This is a genomic window from Rhodococcus sp. OAS809, assembly GCF_040546695.1.
Lineage (GTDB): Bacteria > Actinomycetota > Actinomycetes > Mycobacteriales > Mycobacteriaceae > Rhodococcus_F > Rhodococcus_F qingshengii.
On record NZ_JBEPOI010000002.1, the window covers coordinates 850,920 to 877,577 of the forward strand.

1 protein-coding gene is annotated in these 26,658 nt (G+C 64.6%); it reads left to right on the forward strand.

The annotated features are described in order from the left end of the window. Positions 1-26,577 (forward strand): non-ribosomal peptide synthase/polyketide synthase, encoded by a 26,577-nt coding sequence (locus tag ABIE52_RS07005; protein WP_192712412.1) that lies wholly within the window; start codon positions 1-3, stop codon positions 26,575-26,577. Positions 26,578-26,658: the final 81 nt, after the last annotated feature.

A 26,658-nucleotide genomic window follows, 5' to 3' on the forward strand; every position in this document is an offset into this window, starting at 1 on the left:
ATGGATACCGACAAGAGGATCGACCCGCTCACCGGATCGCGAAGCCTGCCGGCAGGAGCGTTCCCCCTGTCAGCGGTGCAGCGCAGCATGTGGTTTGCGCAGCAACTTCACCCGACGGTCCCGTACTTCATCGCGCAGTACATCGAGTTCCACGGCGATTTGGACATGCAACTGCTCAGTCGCGCCGCGGTGGAGGCTGCCCACGAGTTCGAATCACCGTTTCTACGGTTGATGTACCCGGATGGGGAGCCCTGCCAGATCGTGGACTTCACGATCGACCCGGGCATCGACTACTTCGACTTCCGCGAGCGTGAGAACCCTCGGCAGGCTGCCTCGGAGTGGATGGACAACGATTACGCGACGACGCTCGATCTGACTCGCGATCGTCTCGTCGAGATGACAATTCTTCAAACTGGTGATCGGGATTACCTGTGGTACACCAGGATTCATCACGTCGCTCTCGACGGATACAGCGGTATGACGATCGTCAATCGGATTGCGGCGATCTACACCGCAGCCGTCGAAGGTCGAGAGCCTGCGGTGAACAAGGCGCTCGACGTCACGACGCTGTCCGAGCTCGACCAGAAGTACCGCGAATCGAGCCGATTCGAAGCCGACCGCGAGTACTGGGCCCAGCGTGTGTCGGGCGTCGAACACGGTTCGACGTTGGCCACCCGTGAGGGACCCCCGACAGCACGCAGTGAACTTGTCAGTGCCGCGATGTCGACGAACAGCCTTGCTGCCTTGGACGAGTGGAATTCACGTTCCGGTGCAACTCCGGCCGCAGTGTTGATTTCGGCACTGGCGTGCTACCTGTCCCGCAGTACCGGCTACGACGACGTGCTGATCAACCTGCCGGTTTCCGCGAGGACGACGGCACCGCTGCAGCGGTCCGGCGGAATGCTGGTCAACGTCGCGCCGCTACACATCCACGTAAACCCGGACGAAAGTGTCGACGATCTGGTCGGGCGCGTGCAACTCGAACTTCTCGGTGCGCTTCGTCATCAGCGATGCAGCCTCGAGGACATCCGGCGTGATGCCGGTCTGACCGTCGGCGACGCGCGTCTGTCCGGCCCGATGATGAATGTGATGCTCTTCCGGCAGGAGATAACCCTCGGGCCACTGACCGGTGAGTATCACATCGTCACGTCGGGTCCGGTCGAGGATCTGCTGGTCAACGTGTACCAGAGCGGCGATCCGGCGCAGACGTTGATCGACTTTCGCGGAAACCCCAATCGCTACGGACACGACGAACTGGCCGAGCACCACCGGGCGTTCACCGAGTTGGTCGCAGAACTGACAGCAGCACCGGCCGGTACGCCGATGAACCGGATTCATCCGGCAAGTGCCGAGGTAGGGGCGCGCAGTGCACAGCGCAGGGAACTCGAGCGGTTCTGGGCGAGATACCTGGGGGACTCCGACGAGGGCTCCACACTGGACCTCGAGACACTGGGCCTCGAGCGAATCGACGCCGAATCGGAGCCCACCGGTACGAATCGGCTGAGCGTCCCACTCGATCCCGCGGTCGCCGAACTTGCGCGCACGGAAGGCGTCTCCCTCTTTGCCGTTGTCCATGCCGCATTTGCTGCGTTGCTGTCGAGATCGACCGAGCGCCGGGACGTGCTGATCGGAACGAGGACCGAGTGGGGAACTCTGCCCCTGCGCTGCGAGGTCGATCCGGCGGCGCCGTTCGACGAGTTCGTGAGTTCTCTTGCTCGAGAACGCGATACGTTGTCGATTCGATCGGCGGCAGGTGTCCCCGCACTGCCCGAGTTGCACGTCCACCTCAACGACGGCTCGCAGGAGACCACGATTGCCGGCCTCGACGTGGCGATCGACGTCCACGCAGATACCGGCGCCCTCGAGGTTGCGTACTCCACGCAGCACTACGCCGAATCCACGGTCCGAGCCTTCCTCTCGCGACTGGTGCGGATCCTTGCAGGCGCAGCAGCAGCCCCGCGAACGCCGGTCGGAGACCTCGATCTCCTCGACGACTTCGAGCGTGAGTCCCTGGTACCGGCGCGGGGAGCGACCGCGTCCTCCCCGTTGACTCTCCCCGATATTCTCCGCCGGGCCTCGGCTGTGAACCCCGATGCCCCAGCGCTCGTTTTCGGTGATCGTGAGGTGAGCTACCGGGATCTCGACGCCGAGTCGAACACACTCGCCCGTGAACTGATCAACAGGGGAGTCGGCCCCGGCACCTATGTCGCCCTTGCGCTGTCGAGGTCTCTCGAATCGGTGACCGCGACGTGGGCGGTGGCCAAGACCGGCGGTGCCTTCCTCCCGATCGATCCGCGCTACCCCGAGGATCGTATTCGGCACATGCTCACCGATTCGGGAGCTGTAGTCGGAATCAGTGTGGGGGAGCACCACGGCGGGCTCGCCGATTCGGTGGATTGGCTGCTCCTCGACGAACTGGACACCTCGCACCAGTCCGATGCACCGGTCGACGACGCCGAGCGGCGTACGCGCCTGAGCTACGACGATCCGGCATACCTCATCTACACGTCCGGCTCCACCGGTGTCCCTAAAGGCGTCGTGGTCAGTCACCGCGGGCTGAGCAGCTTCGCCGACGAAGAACGAGTCAGGTTCGGAGTCGAACCTGGAGACCGCACCCTGCATTTCTCTTCGCCGAGCTTCGACGCTTCGGTCCTCGAACTCCTCCTTGCCTTCGGGGGCGCGGCAACGATGGTGATCGCGCCGCCCACCGTGTACGGCGGCGACGAACTGGCACAGGTGATGCGTATCGGACGGGTCACCCACGCTTTCGTCACCCCGGCCGCGCTGGCAACAGTCGATCCCGCCGGCCTACCGGATCTACGAGTGGTCGTGACCGGCGGCGACGCATGCTCACCCGCGCTGGTGGATCAGTGGTCACACGGACGCTCGATGTTCAACGCGTACGGACCGACCGAAACCACCGTCGTCGCCACTCTGACCGGACCGCTGAGCAGCGATGTTCCCGTCACCATCGGGAAGCCGATGCGCGGAGCCGCAACCGTCCTCCTGGACTCGCGGCTTCAACCGGTGCCGATCGGTGTCGCCGGCGAGCTCTATGTGAGCGGTGTCGGTTTGGCGCGCGGGTACCACGCGCGTGCCACGATTACGGCCGAACGATTTGTTGCCGACCCCAACGGTGTTGCGGGAGAGCGCATGTACCGCACGGGTGACCTCGCGCGGTGGAACGGCGAGGGTGAGCTGGAGTACCTCGGCCGGAGCGACTTCCAGATCAAGATCCGCGGTTTCCGCGTCGAGCTCGGCGAGATCGACGACGTGCTGCGCCGCCACCCGAGCGTCGCACAGGCAGTCACCGCCGGAGTTGCGGGCCCGAGTGGGGAAACACTGTTGGCGGCGTACGTCACGGCGGCTGCGGGCACACACATCGACAACTCCGAGCTGGTCGCCCACGCGAGATCTTCGTTGGCAGCCCACATGGTTCCCGCGCGGATCGTCGTCCTCGACTCCATTCCGTTGACTCCGGCAGGAAAGATCGACAGGAAAGCGTTACCGGACATCGATTCTGTGGGCGGGTCGGCTGAATACCGTGCCCCCGAGACCTCGACCGAGAAGCGAATTTCGGCGGTGTTCTGCGATCTGCTCGGTATCACCCGGGCGGGAGCAGACGACAGTTTCTTCGACCTCGGCGGTGACTCGTTGATCGCGACCCGCGTCGTGTCGCGAGTCAACGGAGCTCTCGGAACGACGCTGAGCGTTCTCGACCTCTTCGAGGCGCCGACCGTCTCCGCTCTGGCAGCACGTGCCGACCTCGCGGACTCGCGGAACACACGTGCCCCGGCACTGACGCGTATCGATCGCCCTGACCGGATACCGGTATCTCTGGCGCAGCAACGAATGTGGCTGACCAATCAACTCGATCCGAGTTCGCCGGCGTACAACATTCCGATCGCGGTTTCGATGACCGGCGATCTCGACGTCGATGCACTGTTCACCGCGCTGCGGGACGTGATCGTTCGACACGAGATCTTGCGGACCGTTTTCCCCGAGAGTGCGCGTGGCCCCGTCCAGCACGTTCTCGGTGTGGACGAGATGTTCGATCATCTCGAGGTGGAAACGGTGCCTGCCGCAGCGACCTCGGCGCGGGCGAGTGAGCTCGCGCGAGAGGGATTCGACGTCAGCGAATCGGTGCCGATCCGCGCGACTCTGCTCGAGGTGAACGAACGCGAGCACACCTTGGTCCTCGTCGTGCACCACATTGCAGCAGACGGCCTGTCGATGGCGCCGCTGGCTCGTGACGTGATGGTGGCGTACGCCTCGCGGGCGAGCGGACGCGTGCCGGCATGGCTGCCACTCGAAGTGCAGTACGGCGATTTCAGCGAGTGGCAACGCGGAGCGCTCGGTGAAGCGTCCGACCCGGATTCGATTCTTGCCGAGCAGTTGCGGTTCTGGTCGCACACGCTCACCGAACGCGGTGAGCTCGCGGAACTGCCGATGGATCATCCGCGCCCTGCGGGTGTCTCGCTCCGCGGTGACGATCTCGATTTCCGGATCGACTCCGCGACGTACCGCCGGGTCGGCGAGATCGCGGCGCGCAGCGACGTCAGCGTGTTCATGGTGATCCACGCCGCGCTGGCCGTCCTGCTCAGCCGAGAATCCGGAGCGAACGACATCACGATCGGCACTCCGGTGGCCGGGCGGAGCGAGCGCGCTCTCGACGACGTCGTCGGAATGTTCGTCAACACGGTGGTGCTGAGGACGGTTCTCGAGGGGGGACTCACCTTCGGTGAAGTTCTCACCCGCGTCCGCGACGTCGACGTGGCGGCCTTGCAGCACACCGAAGTGCCGTACGACGTACTCGTCGAATCCCTCGCAGACAACCAGGCGCCGCTGTTCCAGGTGATGCTGGTGATGCAGGGCGCCGCTCCCACCGAGGTCACTTTGCCCGAGCTCGAGGTCACGGTCGACGAACTGTCGACGGGCGCGGCAAAGTTCGACCTTCAGGTCATTCTCACCGACCGCGGCGACCATCTCGACGGCCAGTTGAACTACGCCAGCCAGCTTTTCGACTCGGACACCATGTCCGGCCTCGCTGATCGCTTCACGATGCTCCTCGACGCGGTAGCTGCCTACCCGGAATCCGTCGTCGGCGACGTCGATCTCACAGCTCCGGGCGAGGCGGAACTGGTCCTCGAGCGTTGGAATGCCACCGAACACGCCGTACCGATCACCACCCTCTCGGACCTGGTGGCGGAGCAGGCAGCCCGGACACCCGAGGGGGCCGCGCTGGTCTTCGGCGAGCGGACACTGACCTATGCGGAGTTCGACGCGAGGGTCGGTGAACTTGCCAGAACCCTCATCGCCCGCGGGGTCGGCCCGGACATGCGCGTCGCGGTGTCGATTCGACGGTCACCGGAACTACTCGTCGCGGTCCACGCCGTGATCCGTGCCGGTGCGGCATACGTCCCGGTGGATCCCGATCATCCCGCCGAGCGCATCGCGTACGTCTTCGACATCGCGGAACCGATCTGCGTGCTGAGCCGGCCCCAGGACCACGGCGCTCTTCCCGCGCGAGTCCCGATCGTGGACGTCGATCTCGATCGTCAGGTGTCCACGACGGCGCCGATCACCGACGCTGATCGGCTCGGACCCCTGCGCCCGGACAATGCTGCTTACGTGATCTTCACGTCCGGATCGACGGGTCGACCGAAAGGTGTTGCAGTATCACACCGTTCGATCGTCAATCGCCTGCTGTGGATGCAGGACACGTACCCCCTTCACGCGTCGGACGTGGTGCTGCACAAGACCCCGGTGACCTTCGACGTCTCGGTGTGGGAACTGTTCTGGCCCCTGCAGACCGGCGCGCAGTTGGTGATCGCGGAACCGGACGGGCACCGTGATCCCGGGTACCTGTCGGCGTTGATTGCCGACAGAGGCGTCACGACGGCGCACTTCGTTCCGTCGATGCTCGCGGAATTCGTCGCTGCCGCGACTGCCGGGCAGTGTGCGAGCCTGCGTCAGGTGTTCTGCAGCGGTGAAGCGCTCGCGCCTACCACTGCGGAGGCGTTCACCCGTCTGAGTTCTGCGGGACTGTTCAACCTGTACGGACCCACGGAGGCTGCCGTCGACGTCAGCGCCGCCGAATTCACCCCCGACATGACCGTCACCGTTCCCATCGGTGCGCCCGTGTGGAACACCCAGCTCTATGTCCTCGACGGGCGGCTGCATCCGGTTCCGGTCGGCGTTCACGGCGAGCTGTATCTGGCGGGAGTGCAACTGGCGCGTGGATACCTCGGGCGCAGCGATCTCACCGCCGACAGGTTCGTGGCCGACCCGTACGGCCCGTCTGGCACCCGGATGTACCGAACCGGTGATGTCGTCCGGTGGCGCGCCGACGGGCTGCTCGACTATGTCGGTCGACGCGATTTCCAGGTCAAGATCCGCGGGCAGCGCATCGAACTCGCCGAGGTCGAAGCAGCGTTGCTCAGGCTGCCCGGTGTCGCGCAAGCTGCTGCTCTCGTCCATCACGACGACGTGGTCGGTGACAGTTTGGTCGGCTACGTCATCGCCGAGACCGGCACTTCGATCGACACGGACGGTCTACGCACCGAGTTGAGAGGTCTCCTTCCGGCCTACATGGTTCCCGCTGTGGTCATCGCCCTCGACGTGTTCCCTCTCGGTTCGACCGGCAAGCTTGATCGGAAGGCTCTGCCCGCGCCCAGCTTCGACAGTTCGCAGACGTATCTGGCGCCGCGAACACCGCTCGAAGCGCAGTTGGCGGCGATCTTCGAGGAGCTTCTGGAATCCGGGGCAGTCGGTGTTCACGACAACTTCTTCGAGATCGGCGGAAACAGCCTCGTCGCTGCACGCGCTGTGGCGCGCGTGAACGATTCGCTGTCGTTGAACTTGTCGATCAGAGAGTTGTTCGACGCGCCGACCGTTGCGCAGTTGGCGGTCGAGTGCGCCACGGCACGAGGGGGACCGGCAGTCCTTCCGCTCGAGGCATTGCCGCGGCCACAGACGATCCCGCTGTCGCTGGCACAAAAGCGCATGTGGTTCGTCAATCAATTCGACGTCACGTCCGCGGCGTACAACGTCGCCATAGCGATCAGGCTGAGAGGCCGGTTGGACGTTGCCGTGTTGGAGGGCGCGATCACCGACGTGCTTACTCGCCACGAATCGCTGCGCACGCTGTTTCCCATGATCGAGGGAGTGCCGGCGCAGGTGATCGTCGAACCCGGTGAAGCGTTGGGCGCGCTGCCGGTTGTCGCCGCAAACGCCGAAGCGGTACTCGGGGAGATCGAACGTCTCACCTCGAGGGGCTTCGACGTCACGCAGGCTCCACCGATCAGGGCGGAACTGATCGAGGTCGACGAAGAAGATCACGTCCTGACCGTGGTCGTCCATCACATCTGCGCCGACGGATTCTCGATGGCACCGTTGGCGTTCGACGTGATGAGCGCGTACTCGGCAAGGGATCGAGGTGAGGCGCCCGACTGGTCTCCTCTTCCGGTCCAGTACGCGGACTTCGCCATCTGGCAGGAAAGGGCTCTCGGTCGGATCGACGAAGCGGACAGCACTCTTGCCGGTCAGCTCGAGTACTGGACACGTCAACTGGCGAGTGTTCCCGAACTTCTTGCGCTCCCCGCAGATCGACCGCGTCCGCGTGTGCAGGATCTCTCGGGCGGCGTCGTTCGATTCGACATCGATGCCGGCATCCACCGCCGTCTGAGCGAAACCGCGATCGAACACCGAAGCAGTATGTTCATGGCGGTACACGCCGCATACGCAGTGCTCGTGGCGAGATTGTCCGGCATGGAAGACATCACGATCGGCTCACCGATCGCCGGGCGCGGAAATGCCCTGCTGGATCCGATGGTCGGTATGTTCGTCGGCACGTTGGTCCTGCGCGCCGACGTCGACCCCGCCGCCTCGTTCACCGATCTGTTGGCCAGAGTTCGCAGCACCGACCTCGACGCCTTCGCTCACGCAGACGTCCCCTTCGAGCGCGTCGTCGATGCGCTGGCTCCGGAGCGGTCGACATCGCATTCACCGTTGTTCCAGGTGATGCTGGAGTTCAAGAACACCACTCGGCCAGCAGTTAGTCTGACGGATTTGGACGTCGAGGTCCTCGAACTCGAATCCGCCGTCTCGAATTTCGATCTGCAACTCACGCTTGCCGAGACCTTCGACGACGACGGCCGGCCGGCCGGAATCGAGGCCGGGTTCACCTACGCCAGCGCCCTGTTCGACGAGTCGACCGTCGAAGGTTTCGCTCGATACCTGGTTCGGATTCTCGGTGCTGTCACCGAATCACCGCACACGCCGGTCGGCGACATCGATCTCGTGAGTGATCTCGACACGATTCGCGCCGTCACACCGGAACTTCCCGAGCAGGTTCACTTCTCGACGTTGCTCGAGCGGAAGTACGTCGACGAACCGCAGAGGACTGCACTGATTTTCGGCGACCGCCATCTGACCTACTCCGATCTGGACCGCCGCGCCAACCGGCTTGCACGACTGTTGATCAGCCGCGGGGTCGGTCCGGAATCCGTTGTCGCCCTGGCATTACCACGCTCACTGGAATCCGTGGTCGCGATCTGGGCGGTTGCCCGGTCCGGCGCTGCATTCGTACCCGTCGACCCGGCGTATCCCGTCGACCGCGTGCACCACATGATCAACGACTCGGGAGCGGGCGTCGTTCTCACCACCGCCGAGCATGTGGGTGTCGTCCCCGACGAGGCAGACGCCGTTCTGCTCGATCAGGCAAAGACACTCGCAACCCTCGAACAGATCGGTGATCAGCGGATAGATGCCTCGGAGCTGCTGGCTGCGGTGTCCCTGGACAACCCGGCCTATGTCATCTACACCTCCGGTTCCACCGGCGTCCCCAAAGGCGTCATGGTCACTCACCGTGGGCTTTCGGCACTTGCCGAGCAGGAACGCAGTCGCTTCCGCGTCGAGTCGACCTCGCGCACGCTGCATTTCAGCTCACCGAGCTTCGACGCCTCGATTCTCGAACTCCTGATGGCTGTTGGTGCCGGCGCCACGATGGTCATCGCCCCACCGAGCATCATCGGCGGAACCGAACTGACGAGCCTGATCGCCGACCAGCACGTCACGCACGCCTTCATCACACCAGCCGCACTGGCCACGGTCGATCCGAGCGGACTGAACGAGCTGGTGTGCATCGGAACCGGCGGCGACGTCTGCCCACCCGACCTCGTCGCCGCCTGGGTCAGCGATCACCGGATCATGATCAATGCCTACGGACCAACCGAATCGACGGTCGTCGCCAGCATCACCGAGCCGATGTCCCCGACCGATCGAGTCACGATCGGTCGCCCGTCGACAGGCATCACCGCGTGGGTCCTCGACAATCGCCTGCACCGCGTCCCGGTCGGAGTGACGGGAGAGCTGTACGTCAGCGGCGACGGACTCGCCCGCGGTTACCGAAACCGCGCCGGCACGACCGCCGAACGATTCGTGCCCAATCCCGCGGGCAGTGCGGGCACACGGATGTACCGAACCGGCGACCTCGCCAGGTGGAACAAGAACGGCGAACTCGAGTACCAGGGTCGAGGCGATTTCCAGGTCAAGATTCGCGGATTCCGCATCGAACTCGGCGAGATCGAGGCAGTTCTGGCTCGCTATCCCGGCGTTGCACATTCCGTGGTGACCACGCTCGAACGTGACGGAGGCGCCGCACGGATCGTCGGATACGTCGTGCCTGCCAACGACGCTCAGACTGTGGATCCCGAGGCCGTCATCGCGTTCGCGGGCTCGGCTCTGGCCCCGTACATGGTTCCTGCGGTCGTGGTCGTTCTCGACGAACTGCCGATGACTGCCAACGGAAAGCTCGACCGCCGAGCCCTGCCGGTTCCCGACTTGCGAGCAACCCAGGCACGCTCGCGGGCCGCCGAATCCGATACCGAACGCACGCTGGCCGCCTTGTTCGTCGATGTCCTCGGTGTCGAATCGGTGGGCGTCGACGACTCGTTCTTCTCGATGGGCGGCGATTCGATCATGTCGATTCAGCTCGTCGCCCGTGCCCGCGACGCCGGGCTCGTGTTCACCCCGCGTGACGTCTTCGAGGTGAAATCGGTCGCCGGTCTTGCGGTTTTGCTGGCATCGACCAAGGACGACGAACCCGAGGTGCTCGAGGAACTTCCCGGAGGCGGCGTGGGCCACGTGCCGTTGATGCCGGTGGCTCAGTGGTGGCTCGACCGGCTCGGCTCCGATCTCCGAGGTCTCGATTCGTTCTCCCAAGCGACTCTTCTCAACGCGCCGCACGGGCTTCGCAGTGTGGAGCAGTTGACCGCGGCTCTTCAAGTTGTTCTCGATCGTCACGACATCCTTCGCGCACGCCTCGAGCTCGACGGCGAGCGCAGGCTTGTTGTCGGCGAGCCGGGATCTGTTGCAGCCGAGAATATTTGCCGGGTGATCGAGGTAGAGGCCGAGCCGGGCACCGCGGTGTTCGACGGGGCGATCGTCGACGCACTGGGCGGTGCGCGTCGAGAACTCGACCCCGGCCGGGGCGTGATGGTGCGGGTCGTCTGGTTGTCCGGCGTGCGCAACACCGGCCGGCTGCTCCTGGTGATCCACCACCTCGCCGTCGACGGTGTCTCCTGGCGCGTCCTCGTGCCGGAACTTGCGTCGGCTTTCCACCGCATCGATGCAGGCGAGGAACCGGAGCCGTCGTACTCGGGCACGTCGGTTCGTCGTTGGTCGCATGCGCTCCGCGACATCGCGCCCGATCGAAGAGTCGAATTGCCCCGGTGGCGTTCGATACTCGAAGGTGCCGACCCGCTGATCGGAACCCGGCCGCTGGACCCGCGGCTCGACACGTTCGATTCGGTCGGCCGAGTTGTCGCCGACGTACCCGTCGAACTGTCCGACACAGTCCTGACCACGCTTCCGGCGCTTTTCGGTGGATCAGTCAACGACGGTCTCGTTGCTGCTCTCGCACTGGCACTGACGCAGTGGAGGCAGGCACAGGGCATACGAACCGACAACGTACTCATCTCGATGGAGGGCCACGGACGCGAAGCTCACGTGGTTCCCGGTGCGGACGTCCTGCACACGGTCGGCTGGTTCACCAGCGTCTTCCCGATGCGGATCGACCTCGCCGGCATCGACATCGCGGAAGTGATGAGCAGCGCCCCAGAGGCAGCGGTGGTGCTCAAGCGTGTCAAGGAAGAACTCTTGGGTGTTCCGGACAGCGGCATCGGCTACGGAGTTCTGCGTTACCTCGACGAGGTGGGTCGAGCGGAACTCGAAGACCTCCGCCAACCGCAGATCTCGTTCAACTATCTGGGCCGTTTCTCCGGCACCGAAGCAGGAGAGTCACTGGGGGACTGGGCACTGGCCCGGGACGTCGATCTGGAAGCGGCAGCGCGGTCCGAGATGCCAGTGGGTTCGGTCCTGGACGTCAACGTCGTCACCACCGAGATCTCGGGCGCACCGCACATCGGTGCCACTATCGCCTATCCCACCGGCGTGCTGGCAGAGCGCGATGCTCGCGCCATCGCCGACCTCTGGGTGCAGGCGTTGCGCGCGCTGGCCACCTATGCCGAACACAGCGAACGCGGGGGACTCACCCCGTCCGACATCGATCTGATCGAACTGGACCAGGAGTCCATCGACCACCTCGAGCGCGAGTTCCCGACACTGACCGACGTCTGGTCCCTCTCACCGCTGCAATCCGGACTGCTCTTCCACGCCCGCTACGCCGAACACACAGTCGACGCGTACACCGTCCAACTCGCACTCGAACTCGACGGCGTCGACGCGTCCCGGTTGCACCGCGCCGCACAGGCACTGCTCGACAGACACGAGAACCTACGCGCGGCGTTCACGACCGACACCGGTGGACGATCGGTGCAGGTGATCAACGCAGACGTTGACGTGCCGTGGACCGAGATCGACATCTCTCCGTTGGCCCCCACCGAACAGGCGACCGAGATACGCGAGCTTCTCCATGCGGATCGGGTCCGCGGCTTCGACATGGCCACTCCGCCCCTGCTGCGGTTCCTGCTTCTGCGAACCGGTGACGACGCGTATCGGTTGATCCTGACCAACCACCACATCCTCCTCGACGGATGGTCGATGCCGCTGCTGGTCCGCGACCTACTGACGCTCTACGCGACAGACAGTGATCACAGTGCCATCCCACGCGTACACCCCTACCGGGACTATCTGAGCTGGATCAGAACTCGCGACGACAGCGTGTCGATCGAGGCCTGGGGCGAAGCACTCCGCGGACTCGACGACCCGACGCTGCTCACCGGAACTCACGCCGTCGACGAGGACGGCGCTACCTCACGCTCGACGACCACAGCGCTCGGAGAACGTGAGACGGAACTTCTGCGTGGATTCGTCCGCTCCCGTGGCCTGACGACAGCCTCCTTGATCCAGGTGGCCTGGGGAATCGTGCTCGCCGAACTCCTCGGCCGCGACGACGTCGTCTTCGGTGGAACCGTCTCCGGCCGACCACCCCAGGTGTCCGGCGTCGAGTCGATGGTGGGTTTGTTCATCAACACCGTCCCCGTCCGAGTTCGCCTCGATCCAAGAGAGTCCCTGGCGGCGCTGTGCGTTCGCGTCCAAGCGGAACAGGCGCGGTTGTCCGATCACCATCATGTCGGGCTTTCGCACATCACTTCGGCTGTGGGGTCCGCTGCATCGTTCGACACGCTGACTGTGTTCGAGTCGTATCCCGTCGACCGCGGTGGACTCTCCTCCGGCACCGACATAGCCGGAATGCACGTTCTCGACGTCCACGACGCCGAGGATGCCGCGCACTATCCACTCGCGATCGTTGCCTCTGCGGCAGACGGGCGACTGCGGCTCAAATTCGAGTATTTCCCGGGAGTCCTGGGCGATCACGACATCGACGCGATCGCCGACCGGCTGCTCCGCACCCTCGAGCTGATCACCGCGCAACCGGATCTCCCGCTGGCGAAACTGCGTTTGATGCCGGATTCGCAAGTGCAGCAATTGGTTCCCGCGCGCGGCCGGCAGGGCCGCTCGGTCAGGACACTCGATCGCATCTTTTCGGACACTGCGAGCAGATTCCCCGAACGGGTCGCACTGTCCTGTGGTGACAGAAAGATGACCTATCGAGAGCTGGACGAGGCGTCGAACCAGTGGGCGCGCGTGCTCATCTCGGAAGGCGCCGGCCCGGACTCACGGGTGGCGATCTGTGTGGAACGCTCCTTCGAATCCGTCGCAGCGGTCTGGGCGATCACCAAGACCGGCGCCGCCTTCGTGCCGATCGATCCTCGCTACCCGAGTGACCGGATCTCGTTCATGCTCGAGGACTCGGCATCCTCGCTCGGATTGACCACGGCTGCCCACAGACCCGGCGACGGCGGTGTGACGAAGTGGCTCGAATTCGACGACCCGACGAGCATCGCTCGGCTCTCCGGAGTATCCGCGGCGCCGCTACGCGAGGACGAGCGTCGAGGAACCCCGCGGTTGGAGAACACTGCCTACCTCATCTACACCTCGGGCTCGACCGGCCGACCCAAGGGCGTCGTCGTCACGCACACCGGTCTCGAGAACTTCGCCGACGAACAGCGTCATCGCTACGGTCTCACCGAGAATTCACGCGCACTGCATTTCGCCTCTCCGAGCTTCGACGCCTCCGTTCTCGAGTACCTGCTCGCCTTCGCCGTCGGCGGCGAACTGGTCGTAGCTCCCACCACCGTCTACGGAGGAACCGAACTGGCCGACGTTCTCCGCGAGGGACATGTCACCCACGCGTTCATCACGCCTGCAGCGCTGACGTCGGTGGATCCCGAGGGAATCGACGAACTGACCACCATCACGGTGGGCGGCGAGGCGCCCTCGGCGGACCTGGTGCGCACCTGGGCGCCGGGAAGATCGTTCGTCAACGTCTACGGACCCACCGAAACCACCATCTCCTGCAACCTCAGCGACCCCATCCCTGCCGGCGAGAAGGTCTATCTCGGACCGCCGAACCGCGGATTCAGCGAGGTCGTCCTCGATCGCAGACTTCAACCGGTGTCCGTCGGAGTTCCCGGCGAACTGTATGTCGCCGGAGTCGGACTCGCGCGCGGCTATCACGGGCGCTCACCACTGACAAGCGAACGATTTGTCGCCAACCCGTACGGCGAGCCGGGGGAGCGGATGTACCGCACGGGCGACGTGGTGCGCTGGCGCAGCGACCGCACCATCGAGTACCTCGGACGCAGCGACTTCCAGGTCAAGATCCGCGGCTTCCGTATCGAACTCGGCGAGGTCGACACGGCGTTGGGTCAGCTGCCCGGCGTGGAGTACGCGGTCACGTTGGCGGTGCGCGGACCCTCCGACGAGCAGGCCTTGGCGGCATATGTCGTCTGCGACGACGAACGCCGGGTGAGCGCCGAGGACATCCGGGCGGCGGCACGGGAGCTACTGCCGGCACACATGGTGCCCGCAAGCGTCGTCGTGCTCGACGAACTACCGCTGACCGGCGTCGGCAAGGTCGATCGGGCTGCTCTTCCGGCGCCTCGTTTCGACACCGATGCCGAAACACTCACTGCACCGGCCACCGAGTTGGAACGGCTGGTGGTGGGCGTTTTCGAGGACGTGCTCGGAGTGTCTCCGATCGGTATCGACACTCACTTCTTCGACGTCGGCGGAAACTCACTGACCGCGACCCGCGTCATCGCCCGCGTCAACGCACTTCTCGGCACCGACATCGGCGTTCGAGGATTGTTCGAGTCTCCGACAGTTCGGCAGCTGTCTCGTCTGGCGGAAAGCGTCGGCCGCGGCGAGAACCCCAGACCACCGTTGACTCGGCGATCCCGCCCGGACCCACTGCCCGTGTCACTGGCACAGAAGCGGATGTGGTTCCTCAACCAGTTCGACGTGACGTCCCCCGCCTACAACGTTCCCCTGGCAGTGCGCCTCGACGGCGATCTGGACTTCGCCGCATTGCAGGCCGCGGTAGCGGACGTACTGGGGCGCCACGAGAGCTTGCGGACGAAGTTCCCCTCGATCGACGGACAGCCGGTTCAGCAGGTGATGTCCAGCGACGAAGTCATGCCGATCCTGGAGCCGGAAATCGTCACTGCTGCCAGAGTGTCCGATCGAATCCTCGAGCTGGCCTCGGCAGGCTTCGACGCCTCGGCCGAAGTTCCGATCCGCTGCGCGGTCCTGCGCGTCGACGGGGACGAGCGCAGGCACGTACTCGTGATCGTCGTCCACCACATCGTCGCCGACGGGTTCTCGATGAACCCCCTCGCAGCGGACGTGGCAGCGGCTTACGCGGCCCGCAGTGCCGGCAGTGCGCCGAACTGGTCGGAACTGGCCGTGCAGTACGGCGACTTCGCTGTGTGGCAGCACGAAGTGCTCGGCTCCGAGGAAGATCCGGACTCGGCTCTGACCCGTCAGCTCGATTACTGGAAGGACCGACTCGCGGGACTGGGCGAGCCGATCGCGTTGCCGACGTCGTTCCCACGTCCGGCAAAGCCGTCCATGGTCGGCTCGGTCCACCGGTTCGCGGTATCGCCGCAGACCCATCGGGCGCTGACCGACCTGGCACGTGAGCACGGCACCACCATGTTCATGCTCATGCACGCAGCACTGGCGGTACTTGCGGCGCGCCTGGCCGGTACCGAGGACATCGCCATCGGGACACCCGTCGCCGGCCGCGGCGAGGCCGAACTTGATCACCTGGTCGGTATGTTCGTCAACACTCTCGTGCTGCGAACACAGATCACGCCCGACGCGTCGTTCGAGGACGTCCTCGCCCAGGTTCGCGAAGGCGACCTCGGCGCGTTCCAGCACACCGATTTGCCCTTCGAAAGGTTGGTCGACGCACTCGACCCGGAACGCTCGACTTCGCACACTCCGTTGTTCCAGATCCTCATCGAGTTCCGCAACAATGCACTCCCACAACTCGAATTGCCGGGGCTGTCGGTCTCGGGAGTCGAGTTCGACCTACCCGTCGCCAAGTTCGATCTGCAACTCTCGGTCACCGAGCGTTACGACGCGGATGGCGGAACGGATGGCATCGACGCCGAATTCATCTACGCCACAGACCTGTTCGACGGTGACTTGATCGATTCGTTCTCACGCAGACTGCTCACCATCCTCGAGGCGGTCTCCCGAGAGCCGTCGACTCCTACCGGTGACATCGACGTCGTGAGCGCCGACGAGCGTCGACAGATGCTGACCGAGTGGAACACTCACGCCGAACCGGCTCCAGCGGACAACATCGCGGACCGATTCTTCGAGGCTGTTGCAGCACATCCGTCGTCGACCGCGGTCAACGACAGCGACGGCGCCATGACGTACGCCGAACTGGACGGGCGCGCTAACCGCCTGGCCCGACTCCTGATCGGCCGCGGTATCGGTCCGGAATCCGTGGTTGCCGTTGCAATGCCCAGAACCACCGATCTCGTGCTCGCCCTCGTCGCCGTCATCAAAACCGGAGCGGCATACCTGCCGGTCGACATCACCTACCCGGCCGAGCGCATGCGGTTCCTCTTCGACGACGCGCGGCCGGTATGCCTGGTCACGACCGGAGACTTCCGAAGGGACCTACCTTCGGAGATCATCGAATCCGGCATCGACATCGTCGAACTCGGATCGCCGGAGATCGCGGTACGCCTCGATCACTCCGCGCCCCATCGCATCACCGACGCGGACCGGACGACACCACTTCTGCCCGACGCGGTCGCGTACATCATCTACACCTCCGGATCCACAGGGCGCCCCAAAGGTGTCCAGGTCAGCCACCGCAACGTCCTGACTCTGATGGACAACACCGCCCCGACGTTCGGGTTCGACGACACGGACGTGTGGACCATGTTCCACTCGTACGCATTCGACTTCTCCGTCTGGGAGCTGTGGGGGCCGCTGCTACACGGGGGCCGGCTGGTCGTCGTCGACTACTACACGACCAGATCACCGGACATGTTCCACGAACTGCTCCGCAGGGAGCGAGTGACGGTGCTGAACCAAACACCCACCGCCTTCTACCAACTCGCCGAAGCCGACCGTGCGTACTCACCGAACGGCACGGATCCCGACCTTGCACTGCGCTACGTCGTCTTCGGTGGCGAAGCGCTCGACCTCGGGCAGTTACGCAAGTGGTACGACAGGCGGGCCGACACGGCTCCGACGTTGGTCAACATGTACGGGATCACCGAGACGACAGTGCACGTCAGTCGAATCGCACTCGACCGCAACGACAGCGAGCACGCGTCGGCGAGCATCATCGGGCGAGCAGTACCGGGATTGTCCGTCTACGTACTCGATCGGCGACTGAACTTGGTACCACCAGGTGTCGTCGGCGAAATGTACGTCGCCGGTGATCAGGTGACTCGGGGATACCTCGGGAAACCCGCATTGACTTCGGTGCGGTTCCTTCCCGATCCATTCGGTAGTTCGGGGGATCGAATGTATCGGAGCGGGGACCTGGCGAGGTGGAACGACGCGGGGCAGTTGGAGTACGTGGGCCGCAGTGATTTCCAGGTGAAGGTGCGTGGTTTCCGCATCGAACTCGGCGAGATCGAAGCCGCAATGCTCCGCTGCCCCGGCGTCGCTGCCTCGGTAGCACTTGTTCGAACGGAGGGAGCGTCACCGCGGATCGTCGGGTACGTGGTCGCCGAAACAGGCAGTACCGTCGATTCAGCGACGGTGACCGACTTCGTCGCCGCCGAACTCGCGGAGTACATGGTGCCCACCGCCATCGTCGTCCTCGAATCGCTTCCACTGACGGTCAACGGAAAGCTCGACCGACGCAGCCTCCCGGCTCCGGACTTCACCGTCACGGGAACAACCGAGGCGACGCGGGCGCCGGCCACCGCTACCGAAGCGGTCCTCGCGGACCTCTTCGCGGAGGTGCTGGGTCGGGGCAGTATCGGAGTGGACGATTCCTTCTTCGGTCTCGGCGGCGATTCGATCATGTCGATCCAACTCGTCTCACGGGCGAAGTCCGCAGGCCTCGTCTTCACTCCGCGGGACGTCTTCGAAGCGAAGACCGTGGCCGGCCTCACCAAAGTGCTCCTCATCGAATCATCGGAAACGGCACCGGTTCTCACGGAGCTACCCGGCGGGGGAGCCGGCCCGCTACCGCTCACGCCGATCATGGAGTGGCTCGTCGAACGCAGTCGCGGTGACCTGAGCACGATCCGCAGTTACAGCCAGAGCGCGCTGATCGCACTGCCCGCGGATGTCTCCGGCCCCGCGCTGGAACGAGCATTGCAAACGATCCTCGATCGTCACGACGTGCTGCGGGCGCGCCTGGACGCCGCGACTCACCAACTCGAGATCCGCGAGCCAGGGAGCATCACCGCCCCCGACATCCTGCGCCGAACCTCCATCGTGTCCACCAGCGGCGAAGAATTCGTCGCCGCTGCGGAAACCGCGATGCAGGACGCATCCAGCCGCCTCGATCCCGAACACGGGAAGATGATCAGCGCAGTCTGGTTGGATCCCGTCAGCTCGAACGGCAACCGGGCCGAAGCCGGACGGTTGCTCCTGGTCCTTCATCACCTCGCGGTCGACGGTGTGTCCTGGCGCATGCTCGTCCCGGGCCTGGTCACTGCTTATGCCTCGGCGTTCGACGGAGAAACACCGATACTTCCGCCGGGTGGAACGTCGATACGTCGCTGGGCGACAGCGCTCGCCGAGACCGCTGCGCAGCGACGCGACGAGATCGACCTGTGGTCGAGAATGCGGACCGACGAGCCATTGCTCGGGGCACGCGGGCTCGACCCAGCCGTCGATGTCGGAGCCACCGTCGACCGCGTCAGCGTCGACGTTCCGACCTCCGTGACCGAGAACGTCATCTCGACGGTGCCTCAGCATTTCGGAGGCTCGGTGAACGACGGGCTGCTCGCTGCTCTCGCGATTGCCGTCACCGCCTGGCGTCGATCGCGCGGACAGCGCAGCGGGGACGTGCTCGTCAACCTCGAAGGGCACGGCCGCGAGGAGAACGCCGTACCGGGCGCCGACCTCTCGCGCACGGTCGGCTGGTTCACCACCTTGTTCCCCGTCCGGATCGATCTCACCGGACTCGATGTCGTCGATGCACTGGCCGGGGGATCAACCGCCGCCTCCGCCGTGAAACTCGTCAAGGAAACGCTGCTCGGCCTGCCCGACAACGGAATCGGGTTCGGCATCCTGAAGTACCTCGATCGAAACGAGGAACTTCGTGAGCTGCCCACGCCGCAGATCTCGTTCAACTACCTCGGACGATTTGCCGGCTCGGATCCCGAGCACGGCGAAGTGCCGTGGCTGCCGATCTCGGAAGTGACCCTCGACGAAGCGCACAGCGGCGAATTGGCCGCCGCGTCGGTGCTCGACATCAACGCCGTCACGACCGATACCGCACACGGTCCGATTCTGCGCGCTACGTGGTCCTTCCCCCGCGGCATTCTCAGCGAGGCCGAAGTCACCGAACTGGCGGAGCTCTGGACCCGAGCACTGGGCGCACTGAGTGAATACGTGGAGGAACACTCCGAGCGCGAGCTCACGCCCACCGATCTCGATCTCGTCACCGCGGATCAACAGAGCATCGAACAGCTCGAGCGCAGATTCCCCGACCTGACCGACATCTGGTCACTGTCACCTCTGCAGTCGGGCATGCTCTTCCACGCCCAGTTCGACGAAACCGAAATCGACCCGTACATGGTGCAACTGACCCTCGAGCTCGGGGGTCGGGTGGAGGCGCCGCGCCTGCGCCGCGCCGCGCAGGCCTTGGTTGATCGTCATCCGAGCCTTCGCGCGGGATTTGTCTCCGCACCGGGAGGGCGGGCACTGCAGGTGATCCGTTCCGGTGTCGACATCGGCTGGGCCGAGATCGACCTGTCCGGAGCCGAAGACAGCGAAGTCGCGTTCGGTCAGCTGCTCGAACGCGATCGCGCTCATCGTTTCGACATGGAAACAGCCCCGTTGATCCGCTTCATGCTCGTGCGAATCGGACCGGACACAGCACGCCTCGTCGTGACGAACCACCACATCCTGCTCGACGGCTGGTCCACCCCGCTGTTGCTTCGAGACCTGCTCACTCTCTACGCAACCGACGGTGACCCCGAGATTCTGCCCCGAGTTCAGTCGTATCGCGACTATCTCTCCTGGATCTCGAAGCAAGAACCCGAGACTTCGCTACGGGCGTGGCAAGAAGCGCTACGGGGCGTCGACACGTCCACCCACCTCTCGAGGGCAGACACCGCCGCCGAAACCGTGGCAAGTGAAATCCACTCGTACTCGCTGCCGACCGAACGAGCCGAGACTCTTCGGGCGTTCGCGCGAAGCCGCGGCCTGACCATGGCGACCCTGGTACAGGTGGCATGGGGAATCGTGCTCGCCGAACTTCTCGGACGCGACGACGTCGTCTTCGGCGGAACGGTCTCAGGACGCCCACCACAGGTGCCCGGCGTGGAATCGATAGTCGGCCTGTTCATCAACACGGTGCCTGTCCGAGTCCGCCTCGACGCCCGAGAAACCCTCGCCGAAATGGCCATTCGCGTGCAATCCGAGCAAGCGTCATTGCTCGACCACCACCACATCGGACTGTCGGACATCGCCGGAGCAGTCGGCGCCGCCGGTTCCTTCGACACCCTGACGGTATTCGAGTCGTATCCCGTCGACGAGACAGCCCTGACCGCCGAAACCGACATCGCGGGAATGCACGTTCTCGGCATCGACGGACGCGACTCGGCGCACTATCCGATTGCCGTGGTGGCGTCCGAAAGTGACACGCTGAATCTGAAGATGGAGTACTTGCCGACGCACTTCTCCGCCCGCGAAGTCGCCAAGATCACCGAGCGCGTGGGCATCGTCCTCGGGCAACTCGCCTCGGCACCGGATCAGCCGCTGGCCCGTCTGCAGGTTCTCACGGAGTTCGAGAGCCGTGATCTTGCGCCGGTCTTCGGCTCCCCGGGGCGCTCCGCGCGAACGCTCCCAGAGATTCTCGCCGACGTCTCTGCCACCTATCCCGACCGCATCGCGCTCTCGGCCGGCAGCCGTTCCATGACCTACGCCGAACTGGACCGGCGCTCGAACCAGTTGGCCAGAGCCATGATTCGCCGCGGCGCCGGGCCCGAGACGTCGGTTGCCATCGGCATCGAAAGGTCCGTCGAATCCGTACTCGCGGTGTGGGCGGTGGCCAAGACCGGCGCAGCGTTCGTCCCCGTCGACCCCACCTATCCGGCTGACCGAATCGAACACATGCTCAGCGACTCCGAGGTGTTGTTCGGGTTGACCGTCGTCGACGCCATCGACACACTTCCACCCATCGTGTCCTGGTTGGTGCTCGGAGAAGAGGCATTCGACGACGACGTCGCCACCAGTTGCACCCTGCCGATCACCCAGGACGAACGGCGTGCACCGGTGGTCATGGACAACGCCGCCTACGTGGTCTACACCTCGGGATCCACCGGCCGACCCAAGGGAGTTGTCGTCACCCACACCGGACTCGACAGCTTCGCACTCGACCAGCAGCGTCGATTCCACGCAGATCACCACTCTCGAACCCTGCACTTCGCCACCCCCAGCTTCGACGGAGCCGTCTTCGAGTACCTGCAGGCATTCGGTGTCGGAGCCACCATGGTGATCGTCCCGACCGACATCTACGGCGGCGCCGAACTGGCAAGTCTCATCCGCCGCGAACACGTCACTCACGCGTTCGTCACCACGGCAGCGCTCGCCACCGTCGACCCGGCCGGCCTGGACGAGTTCCGGCACGTCGTCGTCGGGGGAGAGACACTACCGCCGCATCTCGTCGGCCTCTGGGCTCCCGGACGAGAATTCGTCAACGCCTACGGCCCGACCGAGACAACCGTCATGGCAGACATCAGCGAACCCATGACAGTGGGCGCACCCATCACGATCGGTGGACCGATCCGCGGCGTGCACGAGATGATCCTCGATTCGCGCCTGCAACCCGTACCCGTCGGAGCTCCCGGTGAGCTGTACATCGCCGGCATCGGCCTGGCTCGCGGATACCACCGGCGTCCCGGCCTGACCAGCGAGCGATTTGTCGCCGACCCCTTCGGCAAGCCAGGCGACCGGATGTACCGCACGGGCGACATCGTCTCCTGGCGAAGCGATCACACCATCGAATACGTCGGGCGCAGCGACTTCCAGGTCAAGATTCGCGGATTCCGCATCGAGCTCGGCGAGGTCGACGCCCAGATCACCGCAATGGCGAGTGTCACGAATTGCGTGACACTCGGCGTCGACGGACCGGCCGGCGCCACAGTTCTCGCGTCCTACCTCACCGTCGAGGAAGGATCGACGCTGACCGGGGCAGAGATCACCGCGCACCTCGCCGGACGTGTTCCCTCGCACATGGTTCCGGCCAGCATCATGATCGTCGACGAGCTACCGCGCACCGCGGTCGGCAAGCTCGATCGAAAAGCGTTGCCGACGCCGGAGTTTACCGGAACCGGTGTGGAATTCCGGGCGCCCGGCACCAGCCTCGAACGTCGGATCGCCGATGCGTTCATCGACGTACTCGGCGTCGAACGGGTCGGCGTCGACGACAATTTCTTCGAGCTCGGCGGCAACTCGCTGATCGCCACTCGCGTGGTCTCGCGGCTCAACTCCGCACTGAACATCGACGTCGGGGTGCGCGTGCTGTTCGAGGCACCGACGACGGCTCAGCTCGCCGAACGGCTCTCCAGCGCTGTCACTGCCGTCGGCGCTGTGCCGCTCACTCCCACGGAGCGCAGTGGCAGCGTCCCGCTCTCGTTGGCGCAGAAGCGCATGTGGTTCCTGAACCAATTCGACACGCGCTCAGCCGCGTACAACATCCCACTAGCTGTTCGCCTTACCGGTGACCTCGACGTCACGGCCATGCAACAGGCCATCGCCGACGTCGTCGAGCGGCACGAAACACTGCGGACGGTGTTCCCCGCCGTCGGCGGCGATCCGATTCAGCAAGTGCTCACCGTCGACGAGGCAGTACCGCCGGTCCGTGAAATGACGTTGGGGGAGGACGAGCTCGCGGAGCGCATGCAACGACTCGCCACGACCGGCTTCGACGTGTCGGTGGACCTGCCGCTGCGCGTGGCACTGTTCCGACTCGACACCGCTGAACCCGTTCACATTCTGTTTGTCGTGGTCCATCACATCTGCGCCGACGGATCGTCGATGGCGCCGCTCGCACGCGACGTGATGACGGCCTACCTGGCGCGTACGGCTGGGACCGAGCCCACGTGGGCGCCGCTCGAGGTGCAGTACGCAGACTTCACGTTGTGGCAGCATCGCGTCCTCGGATCGGAAGACGACCCGGAATCCGTCATCAGTCGCCAATTGCACTACTGGAGTGAGCAACTCGCCGGACTCGACGACGTCATCGCACTGCCCGCCGACCACCCGCGACCCGTGCAACAGACCTTCCACGGTGACCGATTCACCTTCGACATCGACGCGAACACCCACCGCGCCCTCGCGGACCTCACCAGGGCAAACGGTGTCACGATGTTCATGGCGCTGCACGGCGCGCTCGCAGTGCTGATGTCCAAGTTGTCGGGCGCCGACGAAGTCACCATCGGCACACCGATCGCCGGCCGAGGTCAGGCAGCGCTCGACCATCTCGTCGGAATGTTCGTCAACACACTGGTCCTGCGAACCAGCGTCGATCCCGACATCACGTTTGCCGACCTGTTGGAGCACGTCCGGGAAATCGACCTGGCCGCATTCCAGAACTCGGACCTGCCATTCGAACGGCTCGTCGACGTCATCAACCCAACCAGATCCACGTCGTACTCACCGTTGTTCCAGGTCGCCCTCGAACTTCAGAACAACGAACCCGCACATTTCCACCTACCCGGCCTCGACATCGACGGACTGACCGTGGAAACCAAATTCGCGAAGGAGGACCTGGAGCTGATCGTCGACGAGAAGTTCGACGAGTTCGGCATCCCGGCTGGGATGTCCGCAGCCTTCGACTTCGCAACCGATCTCTTCGAACCCGCCACCATTCGTCGGTTTGCCGACCGACTGCGCCTGATCCTGGACGCTGTCGGACGCGACCCCGCAACACGTATCGCCGACATCGGCATCCTCGGCGCCGATGAAACAGCTGCCCTGGTGCCGGCATCCGGTGCCGCCGCGACTCGAGCGCGGGTGTGGCCGGAGATCCTCGCCGAAGCAGTCGCCTCGAACCCGGATGCCCCAGCCCTCTCGAGTCGCGAGAGGTCGATGACCTACCGCGAGCTCGACGAGGAATCGACGAAGCTGGCGCGCGCGCTGTGTCGGCGCGGCGTCGGTCCCGAAGATTTTGTGGCGCTGGGTCTGCCGCGGTCCACTGCGGAGATCGTCGCGATCTGGGCGGTCACGAAAACCGGTGCAGCGTTCTTGCCGGTCGACCCGAACTATCCCGACGATCGCATCAACCACATGCTCGACGATTCGCGGGCCGTACTCGGCATCACCGACGACGCTCACCGCAGTCAACTTCCCGACACGGTCGAGTGGATGGTCCTCGATGAAGCCGAGACCGTCGACGAGATCGACGCCCAGAGCGCAGCCGCGATCACCGATCGCGACCGCACGATCCCCTTGCATCACGGGCATCCCGCGTACCTGATCTACACCTCGGGTTCAACCGGGAAGCCGAAGGGCGTCATCGTCACCCACCTCGGGTTGTCAAACCTCAACGCCGAGGAACATCAGAGATTCAACGTCCAGCCCTATTCGCGGATCTCTCACCTGGCATCACCGAGCTTCGACGCCTCGGTCTTCGAACTCATGATGGCATTCGGCAGCGGAGCGTGCCTGGTCGTCATCCCACCGACGGTCTTCGGCGGATCCGAGTTGGCCGAAATCTTTGCCGACGAACACGTCTCACACGCGTTCATCACTCCGACCGCGCTCAGCTCGATCGAAAGCTCCGCGCTACCCGAACTCCGCGTACTCGCAGTCGGTGGCGAAGCCTGCCCACCCGAACTCGTGGACATCTGGGGCCGCGACCGTCGCATGTTCAACGGATACGGACCCACCGAATCCACCATCCAGGCCAGCGTCAGTGAACCCATGCGGCCGGGCAAGGACATCAACATCGGACGACCGGCCATAGGCTTCGCCGGACTGGTCCTCGACGGGCACCTCAAGCCCGTGCCGGTGGGAGTCATCGGGGAGCTGTACGTGACCGGCCCCGGACTCGCCCGCGGATACCACAATCGTCCCGACCTCACCGCCGACCGATTTGTCGCCGATCCGTTCGGCGAACCAGGCCAGCGGATGTACCGCACGGGCGACCTGGTGCGCTGGCGCTCCGACAGCACCCTCGAATACCTGGGCCGCAGCGACTTCCAGATCAAAGTCCGCGGATTCCGCATCGAGCTCGGCGAAATCGACTCTGTCCTGATGGCACACCCATCCGTCTACTTCGCCGCCACACTCGGGCACGAAGCGCCGTCGGGGGAGACGATGATCGCCTCCTACATCCAGCCCGTGGAAGGACAGACCGTCGACGACTGGGAGCTTCGCCGCCATCTGTCTTCTCGCCTGCCCGCGCACATGGTTCCCGGCGCGATCGTCGTCGTCGACCGCATTCCGGTGACACCGGTCGGCAAGCTGGACCGCAAGGCACTGCCGACCCCGAGCTTCGAGCGACGCACGGTCCCGTACGCACCGCCGACAAACAACACCGAACGAACGGTCGTCGACATCTTCGAGACCGTGCTCGGGCACGAGCACATCGGCGTCGACGACGACTTCTTCGAACTGGGCGGAACGTCGATCGTGGCCACTCGCATCACCATCGAACTCGAGAAGCGTCTCGGGATGCGAGTGCCGTTGCAATCGCTTTTCCTGGATCCGACACCTGCCGGAGTCGCCCGGGCTGCCGACGGAATGGACGCACACTCGCCGGACGATTCGTCGGATCTTCTCGCCCCGATGATCACGCTGCGCGCCGGATCCGATCGTGCACCACTGTTCTTCGTCCATCCGGGTATCGGATTGTCCTGGGGTTACGCAGAATTCGTCAAGCATCTCGAGCTGGATCAACCCGTCTACGGTCTTCAGCTACCGTCCCTGAGCGGCGGGCCCAGCTTCGACTCGCTGACCGAACTCGCCGACGACTACGCGAATCGCATTGCAGCCGTGGCATCGACCGGCCCGATCCATCTGGCCGGCTGGTCGCTCGGCGGCGTGATCGCACACGCCGTGGCACACAGCCTCACTCGGAGCGGACGTGACGTGACTCTGTCGATACTCGACAGCTATCCGTCGTCGGATTCCGATCAGCCCGCAGAACTCTCGGTCTCCGAACTACTGGCCGGGCTCGCGATGCCGGCGGGATCCAAGACGGTCGAGACCTTCGAAGAAGCGGCGGAATTGCTGGAGCAGACCCTGGGTGCCGGAATCGGAATCGAAGCGGAGCATCTGGCGCGGATCAGTCGCGGTTACTCCCACTCCGTCGAATTGACGAATCGGCACCAACCGCCTGTCCACGTTGGAGCCATCGAGTTCTTCGTAGCCGGAAGATCTACGGAGAACGGACACGATGTCGCCGAATGGCGAAGGTTTGTAGAAGGGGACATCCGAGTCACCGAAGTCGATTGCGAACACAACCAGATGATCGAACCGGGTCCGGCGGCAACCATAGCTGTACGATTGCGAGAAGTTATCGCTCAGTGGGGTGTCTGAACCAGGTTCGACATGGGTATGAGTGAAACACACAGGGTGATGGACCCCGGGTGGGTCCGGACGAGGGGAAAACGTTGAAAC

Excerpts from the sequence above, each read along its gene's own strand:
- ABIE52_RS07005 (WP_192712412.1), top strand. The coding sequence starts at position 1 with ATGGATACCGACAAGAGGATCGACCCGCTCACCGGATCGCGAAGCCTG.